The sequence below is a fragment of the Vibrio fluvialis genome, assembly GCF_900460245.1.
GTDB classification, from domain to species: Bacteria; Pseudomonadota; Gammaproteobacteria; order Enterobacterales; family Vibrionaceae; genus Vibrio; species Vibrio fluvialis.
On the sequence record NZ_UHIP01000002.1, the window covers coordinates 579093 to 594745 of the forward strand.

Genomic DNA, 15653 nt, shown 5'->3' on the forward strand with positions numbered 1-15653 from the left:
AACCATGATCATGTGATCCTCGAATCTATGATCAACAGCGTTCTTAAACGATGATCAAGGTGCACTCACAACTTATCCACAATCCCTTGAATCATCTGCATGCCTTCTTGTCCTCTTTTTGTTTTGTGCCTTCTATTGCTGTGGTTAACGATTCGGAAGCATGATCAAGCAATATAGAAAATAGACCTGTTTTGGCTACTATTTGGACGTTCTCTTAATTGAATGACACGTTTAACACCGATTGCGGTATCAACGGGTTTTGCTACGTGCTGGCGAAAGCATGATCATGGCAATCGCTGCCAATCGTGCGTCAATTCAATTGCAGCTTAATGAATGGCGATTGAGGGCTCAATCAGCCACAACCCCTACTCTGATTGACATTGCCCGTAAATCGTCGTTGATTTTACATGCTTCCGGTACAGTGGATCTCTTGATCATTGATCCGATCTAAGATCATTTTCACTCTGGCATTTAAAGCAATGTTAGCGAGTATGAAATTACCTTGATCATGTTTCCTTATTCGCGATTTCTCAGCGGAAGCATGATCATCATTGCTTCCTTGATCATGCTTTCGTAAATCTGGCGCCCCAGCGGTGGTACAGTGCATTTTGAGTAAAATGTTATTCAATGGTGAAAATGTTGATGAAATGCAGTGAGTGTTGCGAAATCGAGATTGAAATGACAGAGGCCGTAATTTATCGCATGGAATTAATCGTTCCGGAATGACATTCTGTCATTGCGTATCGTGTTTAGAAAAAATCAGGTTTACATTGTAAATAAGTGACGTTGTGACATTTTAAATCTGATAAAGAACGAACATCTTTTTGTTGCCCTTTTATTGAATGTTTTTTCAGCTCTTGTTCATGATTCAATGAATTTCATGTTAAAAATCTATTTAATGTGATTTTAATCTAAAAGTGATTGTTCACCTTTTTATTGTATATGGTTAATATTGCTGTACAATTTGCTGATTGGCACTAATTACGGAATTTGGCTATGAAAAGAGAACAAACCATAGATAATCTCTATACGCTCGCAGAACTGACCCAACAGGTGCAAGCTGACCGTATTGAGATTGTATTGGAAGAGCGTCGCGATGAGCATTTCCCGCCGATGTCGAAAGCCCTGATGGAAACCCGTTCCGGGCTGACACGTCGTAAACTTGATGAAGCCATCGCCAAGATGGAAGAAGCGGGACATCAGTTTACTAAAAACAACGCGAACCATTACTCCATTTCTCTGGCGGAAGCGCACATGCTAATGGATGCGGCGGGCGTGCCAAAATTCCATCAGCGCAAAAAGAACACCGAGAACAAGCCTTGGATTATCAATGTGCAAAACCAGAAGGGTGGCACCGGTAAATCGATGACGGCCGTGCATTTGGCGGCTTGCTTGGCGCTGAATCTCGACAAGCGTTACCGCATCTGTCTGATTGACTTGGACCCACAAGGTTCACTGCGTTTGTTCTTAAACCCACAAATTAGCCTTGCCGAACACAGCAACATTTATTCCGCAGTCGATATCATGCTGGACAACGTGCCGGAAGATGTCGAAGTGGATAAGGCGTTTTTGGAAAAGAACGTGATGCTGCCAACTCAGTATCCGAATCTGAAAACCATTTCCGCATTCCCAGAAGATGCGATGTTTAACGCAGAAGCGTGGCAATATCTCTCTCAGAACCAGTCACTGGATATCGTGCGACTGCTGAAAGAGAAGCTGATTGACAAAATCGCCGACGAATTTGATGTGATTATGATCGATACCGGTCCCCACGTTGACCCGCTGGTGTGGAACGCGATGTATGCGTCAAACGCTCTGCTAATCCCATGTGCGGCGAAACGTCTGGACTGGGCTTCAACGGTGAACTTCTTCCAACACCTGCCAACGGTGTACGAGATGTTCCCGGAAGACTGGAAAGGGCTGGAATTTGTCCGTCTGATGCCAACCATGTTTGAAGACGATAACAAGAAGCAGGTATCGGTACTGACCGAAATGAACTATTTGCTGGGTGACCAGGTGATGATGGCGACGATTCCTCGTAGCCGCGCGTTTGAGACTTGTGCGGATACTTACAGCACCGTGTTTGACTTAACCACCAGCGATTTTGAAGGGGGTAAGAAAACACTGGCGACCGCGCAGGATGCGGTGCAAAAGAGCGCGCTAGAATTGGAACGCGTACTTCATTCACACTGGAACTCACTTAATCAGGGGTAAGTAACACATGGCAATTAAAACGTCTGATCTGAACGCAAAACTTTTTGGCAAAGCGGATAAGCGTCGTGCATCGACCCCTCAAGAAGCGCACGCGGCTGCTAAAGCTCAGGCTCAAGTGATTGAGCTGTCTGTCGCTGGTGAAGAGCTGGTGACGTTTGAACTGGTGCGTATTCCGGCTTCGGAAGTGGCCACCCGTACCACCGTCTTTGCGGAAAACGCACGTGAGCAAGCGTTCCTGAATGAACACGCGCTGTCGGATGTGTTGAGCACACTGCGCGAACGTGGTCAGCAGTACCCAGCCGTTGGCCGTAAAACGGCGGATGGCAAAATTGAAGTACTCGACGGTAGCCGTCGCCGCAAGTCGTGTATTCTGGCCAATCAAGAGTTTCTGGTTTACGTAGCAGAAAACATCAATGGTGAACACGCGAAGTTCCTGTCGGATGTCGCTAATGCGCACAAACCTTTGTCTCTGTATGAGAAAGGGCGTGAAATGCAGGCCAAACTCGACAGCGGGGAAGCGGAAGACCAAAAAGCACTGGCGAAGATGTTCCAGTGCAGCGAAGCGCTCGTCAGTGGCGCTTTGAAAGCCGCGGCTTTGCCGCTTGAGCTACTGCAAGCTTACCCAAACGTGGTGGAATTGGGCCGTCCAACGATCGTTAAACTGCACAAGCAGTTCAACGATTTGAGTGCGGAGCAGCAATCTGAACTGCTGAATAAGTGTCATCAGGCTGAAGGTCTGGTGTGGCAGCGCTGCCAATCACAGGGCGTGGCTCGTATCACCAAAGAAGTGACCGAAACCATTGAACAGTGGATTGCAGAACTGGTACCGCCAAAGCGCGCTGTGAACAACAAAGTTGACTTGGTGAAAGGGCGCGTCAGTTATTCCCGTAAAGGTTCGAATCTGGCGCTGAATCTGAAGAAAGTCGATGATGCATTGATGAAAGAGATTCTCGACTTCGTCGAACAAAAATTGAGTTAAACAAAAGCCCGCCGAAGCGGGCTTTTTTATTGCTTATCGTAATTATTGGTTTCTCAGGCGTTGCCAGTATTTTTCATAAATAGCGAGCGCTTCTGGGCCCACATCATTGATGAATTCACCTTTCGCCATATCTTCGTCCGATGGGAAGATAGTCGCGTTGTTACGCAGCGCTTCAGGTAGCAGCGCACGACCGCCCTTGGTTGCCGAAGCATAACCCAGGCTGTTAACGATTTCGGCCTGGTTTTCTGGCTGGTACATGAAGTTAATGAACTTGTGCGCCAGCGCTTTATGTTCACTGCCTGAAGGAATGGTGAAGTTGTCCATCCACAAAACGGCACCTTCTTCCGGCATCACGAATTTCAGCTCAGGCATCTCTTGTTGGCCTTGATACGCGTTGCCGTTCCACTGCATACCCAACGCCGCTTCTCCGGATACGTACGGAACATGCGGTGCATCTGAGTTGTACAGCAGGACATTGTCTTTCAGAGCTGACAGAGATTGGTATGCTTTTTCAATCTCTTTTTCGTTCTTGGTGTTGATGCTGTAACCGTTCAGTATCAGCGCCATACCGAATACGTCACGAATATCGTCAATCAGCATGACTTGCTGAGCGTATTTAGGATCCCACAAATCTTTCCAGTGTGTGATGCCTTCAGGAATCATTGATGCGTTGTAGCTCAGACCTGTTACACCCCAAATGTAAGGCAGGGAGTATTTGTTCTGAGGATCGTGAGCCTGGCCGAGTAGGGAAGGCATTGCATCTTTCATGTTCGGGATTTGTGCGTGGTCCAGTTCTGCCAACAGACCTTCACGGCCCATTTTCTCAATAAAGTAGGCAGATGCGAACACCACGTCATAACCAGTACCTTTAAGAAGTTTGAGTTTGGTGTACATTGACTCGTTATTCTCAAAGGTTGAATAGTTAATGGTTACGCCTTCTTGTTCTTCAAACTTTTTCAGAGAAGCTTCTGGCAGATAACCACCCCAAGCGTAAACATTCAGTGTTTGCGTCTCTGCGCTCACCTGAGAAGAGGCGACTGCAGCAGCAAGTACCAATCCTTTGATGAAATTTTTCATTGCATTTTGATTCCTTAAGACCAGCACCATGCTGGATTTCGATTGCATAATTAGTGAAATTAAGTTCTCAATAAAGCAAATATAATTTGTCGTTATGGAAAAAGTTTTTAGCCTTCAATTGCCTGATTTGGTGCAACTGGACGCAGCCCAATAACGACGGAATGTGGCGCGGATGCATGCCTGTGCTACCATGGTGCAACTGCAACAAATCACGGTTTTTTATGGCAAATTCAACTCCAAACTTTTTGCAATTCTTTGAACAGCTTCAGCAATTGGCGGCGAAGCAACGTTGTCGTTTTGGCATCCGTCTGCAAGGTGGAGCGGTTTGGCAACAAGCATTGGTGCAGCAAGTTTTGAATCAACAAAATGCGCATGCGACAGTCTTTCAGTTGGGGGGGGATCCAAACTCGGGGGTAACGCATGTTGCCGCGAAGAAAGGCCAGTTGTTATTGGGACGCGAATGCCAGCTGCTGATCTGTGATGTCAGTGATGAGTTTGATGCCAACAGCTTCAGTGCTGCACTGGGGACATTGGTTGGCGGAGGTATGCTGCTGGTGATCGGCGCGGATGCGTGCAATGAGAATCCCGCGCAGCAATGGCTCACTGCGGCGTTATCTGAATTGCTCGTAGTAACTCCGACCTCGATACCCGTTATCCCTGCTGTTGAGTTGCCGTTAGAGGTGGATGCATTTGCTCAGCAAACTGCCGCCGTGGCGCAAATCGTGCGTGTTATTGAAGGACATCGCAAACGTCCGTTAGTACTGACTGCTGATCGGGGGAGGGGGAAAAGCAGTGCTTTGGGCATTGCCGCTGCGCAGTTGATGCAGTCGCGCTCACTCAATATTGTTCTTACGGCGCCGACTCTGAGCGCCGTCGCGCCGGTATTTCACCATGCTTTCCGTCTTCTTCCGCAGGCACAGATGAATAAAGGTGAGCTTTGCTTTGGCGAGTCACGGCTGCGTTTTATGGCGCCGGATGACATCATTGCCCATCTGCCTGAGTGTGATCTGTTGCTGGTCGATGAAGCGGCTGCGCTGCCATTGCCATTTCTGATGGCATTTGTCTCTCATTACCACCGCGCCGTTTTCTCTACCACCATTCATGGTTACGAAGGGTGTGGGCGCGGATTTACGCTCAAGTTTCAACAGTGGCTACAGCAAGAGCGCCCGCAAACACGCGCACTTCATCTTGACCAACCAATACGCTGGAACCTTGGCGATCCACTGGAAGCATGGCATCGGCGCGCGTTTTTACTCGATTATGAATTTGAATTTTTGCCCGATGCTCTCGACATCGCGGCGTTGACCTACCAGTCGATTTCCAAGCAACAACTATTGGCCGATCGCGAGTTGCTGGAGTCAATTTTTTCGTTGTTGGTGAACGCCCATTACCAAACGTCGCCGAATGATTTATTTCACCTTCTTGGCGATGACGCGATGAGTGTCTTTATCGCCAAAGCGAACAAGCAAGTGGTGGGATGTATTCTTGCTGTGCGCGAAGGTGGGCTGGACGCTGAACTGGTACAACAGATTCAACTTGGTCAACGCCGTCCGAAAGGGCACTTGGCGCCAGTAACTCTCGCGAATCAACTTGGGTTCAGCGAAGCCGCGTCGCAAACTTGTTTGCGCGTGATGCGTATTGCGGTTCATCCTCAGGTGCAAGATTCAGGTATTGGCTCGCAGTTACTATCGCAATTTTTTACTACCCATCATGCCGATTATTTCGCAACGAGTTTTGGCGCAACGGATGAACTGGTTCATTTCTGGCAGCGTAATCAATTTCGAGCGATGAAAATGGGGTCGCAGCGTGATCAAGCAAGCGGATGTTATTCTCTGTTGATGGTTAAGAGTGCCAACGCACCATGGACGGCAGAAGCGTCCTCTCAGTTCGAAACTCATTTTCTCTATGAACTGAAAGATACGCTGCGTACGTTACCTCCCGCATTGGTGCGACGTTTGATGTCTACGTCCTCTGAAGCGAAAGCGGGCGAAATTCCGATTGGGTTGTTGGAACAATACTCATATGGCGGAGCCAACTTTGAAAGTGTGGGCGCCTGGATAGAACAACTTTTGCTGGGTTTAACTCAAGAACAATGGCAACAAGTGCCAGACTTATTGATTGCAAAAGTATTACAGCAGAGAACATGGCAAGAATGTGCCAAAGCGTTCGGCTTAGCCGGACGCAAACAAGTGGAGCAGGAAATCAGAACATCTCTCGCTAAGTTACTGACAAATTTACACTGTAAAACGCCGGAGTGAGATCGGTTTGATATAGGTTGATTTACACTGTAAATGCTTCACTGAAATTCCGAATGACAAAAAAGTCCTACTTGAACATGAACCTAAGTAGGACTTTTTCTTTTCTACAACTCTTCGACATTTCCCTTCTTATTGAATGACTTAAGAATTTGTCTAATACAAAAGTCGCATTCACTGAACAAATGAATCTGTATTATGCAATTTGCTAATTAACTATTCCTTCCTACACTGACATGAGGAAAAAACAAACCTAATTTCAATCCGACAATGACAAGGAAATCTGCTTATGTTCGCCTTAAATGAGAGCCTGGACATCAGCAATGTGGTTGATTGCAAACTCCAATATCTGGAATGGCTGCAACAAGACAGCAAGATTGTCGTTGATGCGGCTCGTGTCTCGCGAGTCGATGCCGCTGGTATCCAGCTGCTGGTGTCACTTTTTGAATCTGCTCGCTTGGCGGAAAAAAACATTCGTTTAGAAAACATATCTGAAGTGTTGCAGGAAGGCATCGAGGTGCTGGGCCTGAAGCACAGGTTTATGGAATCTCAGGATGTAACAAGGAAGACGTGATGACAAAAATTCTCGCAGTAGATGACTCCATTTCTATTCGTCAGATGGTCAGCCACACCTTAATGGATGCTGGTTATGAGGTGGAAACCGCAAATGATGGTCGTGAAGCGCTGACCAAAGCGCAGAGCACGAAATTTGATGTGGTGATTTCCGACGTCAACATGCCCAACATGGGCGGCTTCGAACTGGTGAAAGCCATTCGTGGTAATCCTCAATACAAATTCATTCCGATTTTAATGCTGACCACAGAAACCAGCATGGAGAAAAAACAAGAAGGTAAGTTAGCGGGGGCGACCGGCTGGCTGGTGAAACCTTTTAACCCAGATACGTTACTAAAAACTCTAAAACGCGTGCTGTAATTTTACTTCGACTTTGAAGCGTTGAAATATCGATAACGTCAATTGGCAGGACTGAATATGGCTTTAGACATGGAACAGCTGCGCAAGATGTTTTACGAAGAATGTCGTGAAAATCTTGAAGTGCTGGAAAATGTGTTGCTCCATCTTGACCCTCAGGATGGAGACCACGAAACCATTAACACCATTTTTCGCGCCGCTCACTCCATCAAAGGTGGCGCTGCTACCTTCAATTTGCTCGATATCAGCGAGTTTACTCACTCCGTTGAGGCGTATCTCGATAAAGTTCGTAATCACGAAGCAGAATTGTCGGCCACCAGCGTGGATGTTCTGCTCAAAAGTTGCGACGTTATTGGCGATATGCTGGCTGGACATGAAACGGGTTCGGATGTCGATCTTGACCTGAAAGCTTCGGTAAGTCATCAGCTTGCACAGCTATTGTCCTCATCGCCGCTGGGGAGTTCTTCTCCAACCCAGAGTGCGGATCTCGCAGCCGCCAAAACGTCAGATACGCAAACCGGCCGTTGGCGCATTGCCTTTGTTCCGCATCGTGAGCTGTTTTTCAGTGGCAATGATCCATTGCGGATTCTGCGTGAACTGTATGAACTCGACTCAGAATGTAACATTCAGGCGGATAGTCAGGCCTTGCCTGAGCTTCTCGAAATGGAAGCGGAACTCTGCTACTTGTCCTGGCATGCTGACGTCAGTGGCGAAGTGGATGAAGCGGCGATTCGTGAAATTTTCGAATGGGTGGAAGACGAATGTGAGTTAACCATCGAACGCGCTGCTGCATCCAGTGCAGAAACAAGTGCCCCTTCCAATGTTGCTGCCGAACCTGTTGCGGTGCAAGAGCCAATCAGCATTCAGGACGCTACGCCAGTTGAAGACGTTTCGCCGCCGTTGGTAATAAAACCTGCACTGAGCGACAGCAAAGAATCGGAACTGAAAGAGAAAGCACCAGCCAAAGCAGCGAAAGCGGAATCGAGCGTCACCTCCATTCGGGTGGATATCGATAAAGTCGATAGCCTGATTAATCTGGTCGGTGAGCTGGTGATCACTCAATCGATGCTGACTGAAATTGGCAATGATTTCTCGATGGATAAGCTGGAGAAGTTGCAAGCGGGGCTCGCGCAACTGCTGCAAAACAGCAAAGATTTACAAGAGAACGTGCTCAATATTCGCATGTTACCGATGAGTTTTGCTTTTAGCCGCTTTCCGCGTCTGGTTCGTGACCTGTGCGGGCGACTGGAGAAGAAAGTCGACCTGCAGATTCAAGGCGAAAATACCGAACTGGATAAAACCGTGTTGGAACGCATTGTCGATCCGCTGGTGCATCTGGTGCGTAATGGTATCGACCATGGCATTGAACGTCCGCAGCAACGGCTTGCAGCGGGTAAGTCGGAAATGGGGCTGATTGAACTGAATGCCTATCATCAGGGCGGCTCCATTATCATCGAAGTGAAAGACGATGGGGCCGGCATTGATTGCGACCGCGTGTGGCGCAAAGCGGTGGAGAAAGGTGTGCTGCCTGCCGACTCGCGTCGTGACGAGATTTCAGACAAACAGGTGCTTAATCTTATTTTCGCTCCTGGCTTTTCGACGGCCGATCAGGTGTCGGACATTTCCGGTCGTGGCGTCGGCATGGATGTGGTGAAACGCAATATCGAAGAGCTGGGCGGCCATATCGAAGTGGAATCTCACCTCGGGCAAGGCAGCCATTTCACCATCAGCTTGCCGCTGACACTGGCCATTCTCGACGGCCAGTTGGTTAAGGTTGGCAGCGAAGTCTACATCATTCCGCTGCTGACGATCATCGAATCGATACAAATCAATCCATCCTGCGTCAAACTCGCCTCTGGTGGCGTTGAACTCTATCGCCTGCGTGACGAAAACATTCCGATTCTACGCCTTCAGGATGAGTTGGAAATGGGTGACAGCGGCGCGCTGGGACGACGGTTACTCTGCTTCGTTGAAGCCGCAGGGAATCGGGTCGGTTTGTTGGTGGATGAACTGCTCGATCAGCAGCAGGTTGTGATTAAGAGTCTGGAGTCCAACTACGCCAAAGTCGCGGGTATTTCTGGTGCGACCATTTTGGGCGACGGCTCCGTGTCGCTGATTCTGGATATTCAGGGACTCATCACCAGTTACTTAAAACGCCGAAGTTTCGGTGGTCAGAAAGGCATGGCGGCCTAGTAGTTAAGGAGAGCGACGAATGGATATCGAACACGCACATCCGCTTCAACATGAATCCATGGTGCACGCAGCACTGATGGCCAGTCACGACGATGCGTCACGTGGCGCAGATTTTCTCAGCTTCCGTCTGGCGAACGAGCTGTACGGCGTGGCCATTCGCGATGTCGAAGAGATCCGCGTTTGGGAACATCCGACGCCGATTCCTCGCTCTCCCCATTTTGTCAAAGGTGTGATTAACCTGCGCGGCATGATTGTACCGATCATGGATTTACGTCTTCGGTTTGGCATCGGTTCGAATGACTATCTGCCCACGACTGTTGTGTTGGTGTTGCGTAGTGAAGTGGGTGACCAGTCAAGGCTGATGGGGTTGGTTGTCGATGCGGTCAGCGATGTGATTGGGCAGGGCGATAACGATTTGTACCCGGCGATCGGCGAGACATCGGTGGCGCCTTATCTGCAAGGGTTACTCAATGTGGGTGAAGAAGTGATGTCACTGCTGGATACCGATACGCTGCTGGATATGGCGCGCATTTTGGGTGAGGAGGCGTGATGGCGACTCAGGAGTTTCTCAGCTTTGTGCTGGATGAGGATGAATACGGCGTCCCAATTCTGGATGTGCGCGAAGTGCGTGGCTGGAACGACGTCCGCGCGGTGCCCAACTCGCCTGACTACATGGTTGGCGTGCTTGATATTCGTGGAGAGTACGTACCGATTGTGGATCTGCGGATGCGCTTTCATCTGCCTGCCGCGCAAATCACGGCCACGACCGTGGTGGTGGTACTCAACGACATTGAGAAGCACCCGCTCGGGCTCATCGTGGATGGCGTTGCGGAAGTGTATGAACTCAATCCTGAACAGATAAAACCGGCGCCGCATTTGTCCAGTGTCGCCAAGCAAAAGTTTATTAAAGGCATTGCCGCGGTGAAAAGCGGTCATTTGATTTTGATTGATATTGAGTCGCTGTTTAACGTGACAGAACTCAATCACCACACCATTGAAGAAGCAATCATGTGAGGGAACACTCATGGCATTTTGGAATCGTAAACCCCAACAAGAAAAGCGCTATGTCGCACCGGCTACGGATTCTTTGCTGGACGAACGGGAAGATGAAGCAGAACAGGGGCTTTCCAATCAGCAGCTTCTTTCTGCGCTGAACGCCGCTCAGACCGCTTTGATGATGATCGACCGGGATTTCAAGATCACTTATCTCAACAAGCAATCGATGAATCTGCTTAAACATCATGAAGCACTGTTTAAGTCTGTGTGGCCCAATTTTCGCGCAGAAGAGCAGTTCCTCATGGGCTACAGCATCGACAATTTTCATGCTCATCCTGCACATCAACGGCAGATGCTGTCGACTCCCGCTAATCTTCCTTACGTAACGACGATTGATATCAAAGGGGTCAAAATCGAACTCAATGTCGGTGCCATCATTGATGGCAACGGCGTGTACATTGGCAACACGCTGGAGTGGAAAGATGTAACCGCGGCGCGCCAGCAGGAACATGAAGTGGCTCGCCTGCGAGCGGCGATTGACCAAGCGCAGACTGCGATGGTGATGATCGACCGTGATTTCAACATTACCTACATCAACAAAGAAACACTGACGCTGTTTGGTAAGCATGAAGCGACGCTGCGCACAGTGTGGTCGGGTTTTACCGCTTCATCCGATTGGCTGATGGGACGCTGCATTGATGAATTTCACCGTAATCCGGCGCATCAGCGCAAGCTGCTCAGCGATCCGAACAACCTGCCTTATAGCACCGACATCACCATTGGCCCGCTGAAAATAGAGCTCAATGTAGCGGCGATTTTCGATCTGGATGGCAAGTACATTGGCAACACGCTGGAGTGGCGTGACGTGACGGAAGAGCGGGCCAAAGAGACCGAAATCGGCCGTCTGGCGTCCGCGGTGGAAGGCATGACTACTAACCTGATGATGGCTGATCAGGAAGGCATCATCCAATATCTCAACCCGTCGCTTTCCGCCCTGTTACGTAGCCGGGAAAGTGAATTGGCTCAGGCTTTTCCGGGTTTTGAAGTCAGCAAACTGGTCGGGCGCAGCATCGACACGTTCCATAAAAATCCGTCCCATCAACGCAGCATCATCAGCACCCCGGATCGCCTGCCGTTCAGTTCCAACATCAAAGTGGGGTCGCTGGAATTCAACCTTACCTGCATCGCGATGCGTGATGCGAAAGGCAACTACATTGGCCCGGCATTACAGTGGGTCGATATCACAGAGCAGCGCGATGGTCAGCGTCAGGTCGAAAGCCTGATTCAGAAAGCGATTGATGGTCAACTGCATGAACGGATTGATACATCGGTTTACAGCGGCTTTATGCGCGAGCTGGGCGATGGCATCAATAACCTGCTGGATACGTTGGTTGAACCGCTTGGCCAATGTATTGATGTGATGAGTCAGGTGGCAGAGGGGAATCTCAACAACCAAATGCCGCATGAACATCAGGGTGAATTTGGGCGTCTGGCCGAAGCGGTCAACACCTCCATTACTAACCTGCGCAACATGGTCGACAAGATCACCAAGTCGTCGGCGCGCGTTGCGACCGCGTCGACGGAAATTGCCGAAGGCAATAACGATCTCAGTCAGCGCGTGGAAGCACAGGCTTCTAATCTGGAACAGACCGCCGCCAGCATGGAGCAGATGACCGCGACGGTACGTCAGAATGCCGATAATGCGAAAGATGCCAACGGCGTGTCTGCCGATGCGGCGAAGAAAGCGACGCGCGGTGGCGAAGTGGTCGGCCAAGCGATTAACGCCATGGGCGAGATCAACACCGCAAGTAAGAAAATCGCGGACATCATCGGCGTCATTGATGAGATTGCCTTCCAAACCAACCTGCTGGCGCTCAACGCGGCGGTAGAAGCGGCACGAGCAGGCGAGCAAGGCCGAGGTTTTGCTGTGGTGGCGGGTGAAGTTCGCAACCTTGCTCAGCGCAGTGCGGCGGCGGCCAAAGAGATCAAAGGTCTTATTAAAGACAGCGTCGAGAAAGTGGATGAAGGTTCCCGTCTGGTGAATGAGTCCGGATCGACCCTCAACGAAATAGTGGAAGCCGTCAGCAAAGTGTCGCACCTGATTGGCCAGATAGCATCGTCCAGTATCGAGCAGTCGACAGGGATTGATGAGATCAACCGCGCGGTGACAGCAATGGATGAAATGACGCAGCAAAACGCCTCGCTGGTTGAAGAGATCTCGGCGGCCAGTCAGTCGCTGAAAGATGAAGGTAAAGAGCTGCTCAATCTGATGAACTACTTTACCACCGACAGCAACATCACCACTTTTGAAACGCGAAAGTCTGCGCCGCCTGCGGTACCTATGCAGTCGAAGCGTAGCAATGTCAGTGACTTGCGCTCTTCGGGAAAAGTCGCAAATGCCAGACTCGATGTGAAAGACGATGGTGATGAGTGGGAAGAGTTTTAGTAAAGGACTCCAACAATGTTGGCTTTGAATGAACAAGAATTTGAACTGACGGACAAAGACTTCAAGTTCATCCAGTGGTTTATGCACAAACGGGTGGGCATCTATCTGTCCGACCGAAAGCGGACCATGGTGTATGGGCGCATCAGTCGTCAGATGCGCCGCCGTGGTCTGACGCGTTTTGCGGAATATCGGACGTTAATTGAAAAAGATGAACAGGAGTGCATCCATTTCATCAATACGTTAACCACCAATAAAACCCAGTTTTTTCGCGAATACCACCACTTTGAGTTTCTTGAAAAAGTGGTGGTTGAAGGGTGGCGTAGCCTTAACAACCACAACATCAACATCTGGTCAGCAGGCTGCTCTACCGGCGAGGAACCATACAGTGTCGCAGCGTCACTGCTGATGTCCGGCACGTTTGACTTCGCTGAATCTGTCAATATCTGGGCAACCGACTTAGATACACAAGTGCTGGATCACGCGCAACGCGGCGTGTATTCGCAGGATGCGCTGGCCAGCATTCCTAAACCGTATCTCAAACCGTGTTTCCTGCGTGGTAAAGGGGATCAGAATGGCAAGATCAAAGTGGCGAACCGTTTGCAGCAATTTGTCCATTTTCAACAGCTGAATCTGATGGATCACTGGTCGCTGCCGAACGAGTTGGATCTGATCTTGTGCCGTAACGTGATGATCTATTTTGATAAGCCGACCCAAGAACTGCTGATCACCCGTTTTCATGATCGCTTAAAACCCGGTGGCGTCTTGTTTCTCGGCCATTCGGAAAGCGTCGGCCGTTGCAGTCCGCTGTTTCACCACTTAGGTCAGACGATCTACGTCAAAATGTAGGGCGGAAGAATGGATAACCCGACATCGACAACGATAAAAATGGACAACATCAATCATGATCGTTTTCCAAATCTCAAGCCCAACATGCCTTGGGTGAAAGTATTGCCGGGTGGCGTGTATGTGACCAACCAGGCCGAGATCATCTGCACCGGTCTGGGTTCCTGTGTGGCAGCATGCATGTGGGATGAAAAAGCGCAGGTCGGCGGGATGAATCATTTTCTTCTGCCATTTGATACCTCTGCACAGCTGCATCACTGGAAACCGCAGGAACTGCTTTCCACCGCTTCGCGTTATGGATGCTATGCGATGGAGCTGTTGATTAACCAGCTGATTATCCAGGGCGCTGACAGGCGTCGTATAAAAGTGAAGCTGTTTGGCGGTGCGCAACTGATGGGGTTTCAGTCGCTGATTGGCATCAAAAACGTCGAGTTTGTGATGGCGTATGTGCAACGCGAACAATTAAAAGTCGAAGCGCAGGATTTGGGTGGCACTGAGCCGCGACGGGTCTTGTTTGACCCACGAAGCGGCCGGGTATGGATCAAGCGCATTCCATGTGCGGAAGTGTCCAACATTCGCCGTCATGAAGAACGCTATTTTGTTCAACTGGACAAAGAGACGCACACCCAAACGGGTGCGGTGGAGTTGTTTGAATGAGTAAAAAGATCAGAGTGTTGGTCGTGGATGATTCTCCGGTTTTTCGTGCGCTGCTGACTCAGTTAATCGAATCGGATCCGGATCTGGAAGTGGTCGCAAGTGCCGAAGATCCCTATCAGGCACGCGAGTTGATCAAACGTTACAACCCGGATGTACTGACACTCGACATTGAAATGCCGAGAATGAACGGCGTACAGTTTCTCAAAAATCTCATGCGCCTTCGGCCAATGCCGGTAGTGATGATATCCACGCTGGCGCAACACGGCGCTGAGCCTACATTAACAGCGCTTGAACTGGGAGCGGTGGACTATTTTCCTAAGCCGTCGGTGGAAAACACCGCCGATATGGTCAACTACAAAGCGTTGGTCAACGAGAAAATCAAAATGGCGGCCGGTGCCAATGTGGCGTCGGTGACGAAATCCGTGGTGTCTGCGCCCGTGTTACGGACATCAGATGAAACACGAATTCAGTTGCTGGCGATTGGCGCGTCGACAGGCGGTACGGAAGCGGTCAAGAGTGTGTTATCGGCGCTGCCCGCTACGTTGCCACCGATTGTTATCACGCAGCACATCAGTGCGATGTTTACACCGTCCTTTGCCAAACGGCTGGATGAACACAGTGCAATCAGCGTTCACGAAGTGGTGAGTAGCCATACGCCGCTGAAAGCAGGGCATGCTTACCTCGCGCCGGGCGATCGCCACATGGTGGTGATCAAACGTGGTGCGCAGTTGTATGCGGATCTCGATGATCGCGCTGCGGTGAATCGTCACAAACCATCGGTGGACGTGATGTTTGATTCGGTGGCAGAAGTGGTCGGCGATCGGGCAGTTGGCATCATTCTGACCGGAATGGGGCAGGATGGTGCGCGTGGCATGTTGAAAATGCGTCAGCAAGGCGCCCCGACTGTCGCTCAGGATGAAAAGAGCAGCGTCGTCTGGGGAATGCCGCGAGTCGCGGTTGAACTTGGCGGCGCGCAGGATGTGCGTTCATTGAATGCGGTGCCGCAATGGATTTGCGAACAAGTCGAGCTACATAAAATTCAGCGTTGAGTTTCTCACCAAGG

General features: G+C 49.9%; 13 protein-coding genes. 12 read left to right on the forward strand and 1 reads right to left on the reverse strand.

All coding sequences use genetic code 11. The features are described 5' to 3' along the window. Positions 1 to 996: 996 nt before the first annotated feature. Both DYA43_RS17630 and DYA43_RS17635 read left to right on the forward strand, forming a co-directional pair. Entirely contained in the window at positions 997 to 2214 is a 1218-nt protein-coding gene (locus tag DYA43_RS17630) for an AAA family ATPase (RefSeq protein WP_024375606.1), read from the forward strand. A 7-nt stretch (positions 2215 to 2221) separates the two neighbouring features. Continuing rightward, a complete protein-coding gene (locus DYA43_RS17635) occupies positions 2222 to 3193 on the forward strand; it encodes a ParB/RepB/Spo0J family partition protein (RefSeq protein WP_061056037.1) in 972 nt (323 codons plus the stop codon). A 42-nt stretch (positions 3194 to 3235) separates the two neighbouring features. Here the strand turns inward: DYA43_RS17635 and DYA43_RS17640 are convergent, their stop codons facing one another. Next, the gene (locus DYA43_RS17640; RefSeq protein ID WP_032082458.1) at positions 3236 to 4270 is read right to left on the reverse strand and encodes an ABC transporter substrate-binding protein; all 1035 of its coding nucleotides are present in this window, start codon (positions 4268 to 4270) and stop codon (positions 3236 to 3238) included. 221 nt (positions 4271 to 4491) lie between these two features. Between DYA43_RS17640 and DYA43_RS17645 the strand changes: the two genes are divergently transcribed. The 10 genes from DYA43_RS17645 to DYA43_RS17690 all read left to right on the forward strand — a co-directional run bounded on the left by DYA43_RS17645 (position 4492) and on the right by DYA43_RS17690 (position 15639). Next, positions 4492 to 6528 carry a tRNA(Met) cytidine acetyltransferase TmcA gene (locus DYA43_RS17645; protein WP_055452253.1) on the forward strand — a complete coding sequence of 679 codons (2037 nt, stop codon included), beginning with the start codon at positions 4492 to 4494 and terminating at the stop codon, positions 6526 to 6528. Between the two features lie 286 nt (positions 6529 to 6814). Further along, positions 6815 to 7099 (forward strand): STAS domain-containing protein, encoded by a 285-nt coding sequence (locus DYA43_RS17650; protein ID WP_024375239.1) that lies wholly within the window; start codon positions 6815 to 6817, stop codon positions 7097 to 7099. Then, positions 7099 to 7458 carry a response regulator gene (locus DYA43_RS17655; protein ID WP_024375238.1) on the forward strand — a complete coding sequence of 120 codons (360 nt, stop codon included), beginning with the start codon at positions 7099 to 7101 and terminating at the stop codon, positions 7456 to 7458. The genes DYA43_RS17650 and DYA43_RS17655 overlap by 1 nt, the downstream gene beginning before the upstream one ends. A gap of 57 nt (positions 7459 to 7515) precedes the next feature. After that, the gene (locus DYA43_RS17660; protein WP_024375237.1) at positions 7516 to 9648 is read left to right on the forward strand and encodes a chemotaxis protein CheA; all 2133 of its coding nucleotides are present in this window, start codon (positions 7516 to 7518) and stop codon (positions 9646 to 9648) included. Positions 9649 to 9706: 58 nt separating this feature from the next. Further along, complete coding sequence (locus DYA43_RS17665; RefSeq protein WP_370446023.1) at positions 9707 to 10198, forward strand: chemotaxis protein CheW; 492 nt, start codon at positions 9707 to 9709, stop codon at positions 10196 to 10198. Continuing rightward, positions 10198 to 10662, forward strand: a complete 465-nt coding sequence (locus DYA43_RS17670; protein ID WP_061056038.1) for a chemotaxis protein CheW — start codon at positions 10198 to 10200, stop codon at positions 10660 to 10662. The genes DYA43_RS17665 and DYA43_RS17670 overlap by 1 nt, the downstream gene beginning before the upstream one ends. Positions 10663 to 10672: 10 nt before the next feature. Further along, positions 10673 to 13090, forward strand: a complete 2418-nt coding sequence (aer2, locus tag DYA43_RS17675; protein ID WP_061056039.1) for an aerotaxis transducer Aer2 — start codon at positions 10673 to 10675, stop codon at positions 13088 to 13090. 15 nt (positions 13091 to 13105) lie between these two features. Further along, complete coding sequence (locus tag DYA43_RS17680; RefSeq protein ID WP_061056040.1) at positions 13106 to 13936, forward strand: CheR family methyltransferase; 831 nt, start codon at positions 13106 to 13108, stop codon at positions 13934 to 13936. 33 nt (positions 13937 to 13969) lie between these two features. Next, positions 13970 to 14590: a chemotaxis protein CheD gene (locus tag DYA43_RS17685; protein ID WP_370446024.1), complete on the forward strand. Its 621-nt coding sequence runs from the start codon at positions 13970 to 13972 to the stop codon at positions 14588 to 14590. Beyond that, positions 14587 to 15639 carry a protein-glutamate methylesterase/protein-glutamine glutaminase gene (locus DYA43_RS17690; RefSeq protein ID WP_047461857.1) on the forward strand — a complete coding sequence of 351 codons (1053 nt, stop codon included), beginning with the start codon at positions 14587 to 14589 and terminating at the stop codon, positions 15637 to 15639. Before DYA43_RS17685 ends, DYA43_RS17690 begins: the two co-directional genes overlap by 4 nt. Positions 15640 to 15653: the final 14 nt, after the last annotated feature.

Coding starts and splice junctions, on each gene's coding strand:
- DYA43_RS17630 (WP_024375606.1), top strand. CDS start 997: ATGAAAAGAGAACAAACCATAGATAATCTCTATACGCTCGCAGAACTG.
- DYA43_RS17635 (WP_061056037.1), top strand. CDS start 2,222: ATGGCAATTAAAACGTCTGATCTGAACGCAAAACTTTTTGGCAAAGCG.
- DYA43_RS17640 (WP_032082458.1), bottom strand. CDS start 4,270: ATGAAAAATTTCATCAAAGGATTGGTACTTGCTGCTGCAGTCGCCTCT.
- DYA43_RS17645 (WP_055452253.1), top strand. CDS start 4,492: ATGGCAAATTCAACTCCAAACTTTTTGCAATTCTTTGAACAGCTTCAG.
- DYA43_RS17650 (WP_024375239.1), top strand. CDS start 6,815: ATGTTCGCCTTAAATGAGAGCCTGGACATCAGCAATGTGGTTGATTGC.
- DYA43_RS17655 (WP_024375238.1), top strand. CDS start 7,099: ATGACAAAAATTCTCGCAGTAGATGACTCCATTTCTATTCGTCAGATG.
- DYA43_RS17660 (WP_024375237.1), top strand. CDS start 7,516: ATGGCTTTAGACATGGAACAGCTGCGCAAGATGTTTTACGAAGAATGT.
- DYA43_RS17665 (WP_370446023.1), top strand. CDS start 9,707: ATGGTGCACGCAGCACTGATGGCCAGTCACGACGATGCGTCACGTGGC.
- DYA43_RS17670 (WP_061056038.1), top strand. CDS start 10,198: ATGGCGACTCAGGAGTTTCTCAGCTTTGTGCTGGATGAGGATGAATAC.
- aer2 (WP_061056039.1), top strand. CDS start 10,673: ATGGCATTTTGGAATCGTAAACCCCAACAAGAAAAGCGCTATGTCGCA.
- DYA43_RS17680 (WP_061056040.1), top strand. CDS start 13,106: ATGTTGGCTTTGAATGAACAAGAATTTGAACTGACGGACAAAGACTTC.
- DYA43_RS17690 (WP_047461857.1), top strand. CDS start 14,587: ATGAGTAAAAAGATCAGAGTGTTGGTCGTGGATGATTCTCCGGTTTTT.